Source organism: Paenibacillus sp. 1-18 (assembly GCF_000520755.1).
In the GTDB taxonomy this organism is placed as follows: Bacteria; Bacillota; Bacilli; order Paenibacillales; family Paenibacillaceae; genus Paenibacillus; species Paenibacillus brasilensis.
This window is the reverse complement of record NZ_ASSB01000364.1, coordinates 1-2702: the sequence shown is the minus strand read 5'-3', so window position 1 is coordinate 2702 and position 2702 is coordinate 1. Positions and strand designations below refer to the sequence as shown.

The window sequence follows — 2702 nt, the reverse complement described above, 5'->3', positions numbered from 1 at the left end:
CCGGGAGCCGATGCGTCCGATATCGGCGACCCGGCAGGCACACAGGCTTGCGCTGAGCGCACTGGCCTTCATGCAGGCCAGCGTACCCGCACCGTACCCGGTTGCCAGCAGGCCAGGTACGAACAGAACGGCTGCGTCAGAGCTGTTGCAAAGCATAGCTTTGACGCAGCCGGTGGAGAGCATCTCTTCGATGGGTATCGCCTCAATCGGCGTTGCTTCAGTCAGCGATGCCTCTATCGAAGCCACCCTGCACGCCGTCAGTGAGGCTAATAGCACTGCGAACGACGCTAGTTACGTGACAGGTAACACGGTAAACAATGCTGTGAGCAGCCTCACCGAATCCATGGGGGCTACTTCAATCGCCTCAGGCTCTGCCGTTGCTGAAGCTACAGCTACAGCTACAGCGGTCACCCCTCAGTCCGTTAGCCGAGCTTACTTGCTTTCCTTAAAGGAGCCGAGGCACAGATTACTTTATCTGATCAGCCGCTTGTTTCCTTCTACAGGTGATCCGGTTAGGTTGCCGCTGCCTCGCAAGCTGCATTTTTTGTACATCCCTTTACGTCCATTTTTATGGCTGAAACGACGATTTTCCAAGCACTGACCCCATAAGGAGTGTGCGTTATGGTTCACCTGCGATTGTATATAACCAAGCTGTATGCCGTGAACGGCGGTGCGTTATTTCTCAATATTGGATGCATGATGATCATCAGTTTGCTGGAGGGCTTTGGCATTTATATGCTTGTGCCTATGCTGGCGGCCATTGGTATATTTGCTGGTCATTCAGGGCTGCCGTTTCTGTCCGGTGGATTCGATCATTTCTTGTCGTACATTCCAAAAAGCTGGCTATTGCCGGGGATGCTGCTGCTATTTGTGGTGCTGCTTACCGGGCAGGCTCTGCTCCAGCGTTACCAGTCGATTCTGAACTCACAGATTCAGCAGCGTTTTATGCGCTCGCTTCGAATAGACGTATATACCTCCTTTATGAAGGCGCAGTGGACCTTTTATTTACGCCAGCGTAAATCTGATTTTAGCCATGTGATGACGACCGAGCTGGCCCGTGTCAGTCAGGGAACCAATTTGCTTCTTCAACTTACCACATCCGTCATGTTTACGCTGATCCAGATTGCACTGGCTTTTTGGCTGTCCCCTTCCTTAACCGGATTAGTATTCCTGAGTGGATTGGGGTTGTTTGTCGTGTTCCGCCGCTCCATTCGAAATGCCAAGCAGCTAGGCGACCGTACCACTGAGCTTTCACAGATTTATTTTGCCGGCATTACCGATCATTTGAATGGAATGAAGGATATTAAAAGCAATTTGCTGGAGGCTGCCAATATAGATTGGTTTCGCTCCCTGACGCGTCGTATGGAGGATAATTCGACCCAATTTGTCCGGCAAAATGCCACCACACAGTTTTTGCATCGTACGGCGGCAGCTGTATTTGTCGTTTGTCTTATATTCGCGTCCCTGCAATGGCTGCATATCTCACCTGAAAAGCTGATCGTCTTGATCCTCATATTTTCCCGCTTATGGCCAAGGTTTGCCCTGATTCAAGCGAGTCTGGAATATATCATGTCCATGATCTCTGCTTTTGAAAGTGTGACCAAAGTACAGCAGGAATGCGAAGCTTTCTCAGATCCGTCGTTAACTGCTCTTGCAGCCCCGCCAACCCGTGTCCCGTCCGATGTATCGGGACTTCATGAATCTCCATATACATCAGCATCTGCGCGGCACCCCTTGTTTCTGCGTAGCGGGATTGAATGCAATGGTCTGGATTATCGCTATGATAGTGCAGCAGAGCCTGCACTGCACCAAATTAATCTGTTCATACCTGCCAAGGGGATGACAGCCATTGTGGGAAAATCGGGAGCAGGCAAGAGTACGCTGGTCGATGTGCTGATGGGTTTTCTGCGTCCAACTGGGGGGCAGATTAAAATAGATGGACGTGTTTTGGATGACGAACTGCTGCCGCAGTGGCGGCAATCGTTTGGATACGTTTCACAGGACCCTTTTCTGTTCCACGCCACCGTTCGTGAAAATCTGAAGCTGGCGTATAAAGAGGCCAGCGAAAAGCAGCTATGGGAGGCGCTGCATTTTGCTGCCGCAGACAGCTTTGTTGCCAGACTGCCCCAAGGGCTGGACACGGTCATTGGGGATCGGGGGATTCGCCTGTCCGGAGGGGAACGTCAGCGATTGGTATTAGCGCGGGCTGTGTTGCATCATCCTCCGGTACTCATTTTGGATGAAGCGACAAGTGCGCTCGATGGTGAGCATGAAGCTGCAATTCAAGCAGCACTGGAGCGGATGAAGGGTCAAATGACGCTGATCGTCATCGCTCACCGCCTGTCAACGATTCGTCATGCGGATCAAATTGTTGTACTGGAGCAAGGCGAGGTTATACAGCAAGGGAACTACAGGCAGCTGGAACAAGAGGAGCGGGGGGCGTTCAGCCAACTGCTGTCGTATCAAAGCAGTGTCACCGCCACCCCTTAGCCAGCTTTCTGTATTTATCCCAAGTTTCATTATCAAGTTTCATTATCAAGTTTCTTTACGTTTAGCGGTGCTTCTTCTTTTTTTGACTGGAGTCGGAGAGATGTTATCGCCTGCCGCAGCCTGCTGTGCTGTCGGGGCTGCTGGCTTACGTGCAGGGCGTTTTTTCGCGGCGGCAGGGCCGGGAGCAGCAGGACCGGGATCGGTAACAACGA

1 protein-coding gene and 1 pseudogene are annotated in these 2702 nt (G+C 51.8%); both read left to right on the top strand.

Annotation, left to right across the window (positions count from 1 at the left end):
• Window positions 1-601: pseudogene (locus tag L693_RS0124725) on the top strand (hypothetical protein); the annotation flags it as partial.
• 20 nt (window positions 602-621) lie between these two features.
• On the top strand, window positions 622-2490 hold the full coding sequence (locus L693_RS0124720; protein WP_025720836.1) for an ABC transporter ATP-binding protein: 1869 nt from the start codon (window positions 622-624) through the stop codon (window positions 2488-2490).
• Window positions 2491-2702: the final 212 nt, after the last annotated feature.

Excerpts from the sequence above, each read along its gene's own strand:
- L693_RS0124720 (WP_025720836.1), top strand. The coding sequence starts at position 622 with ATGGTTCACCTGCGATTGTATATAACCAAGCTGTATGCCGTGAACGGC.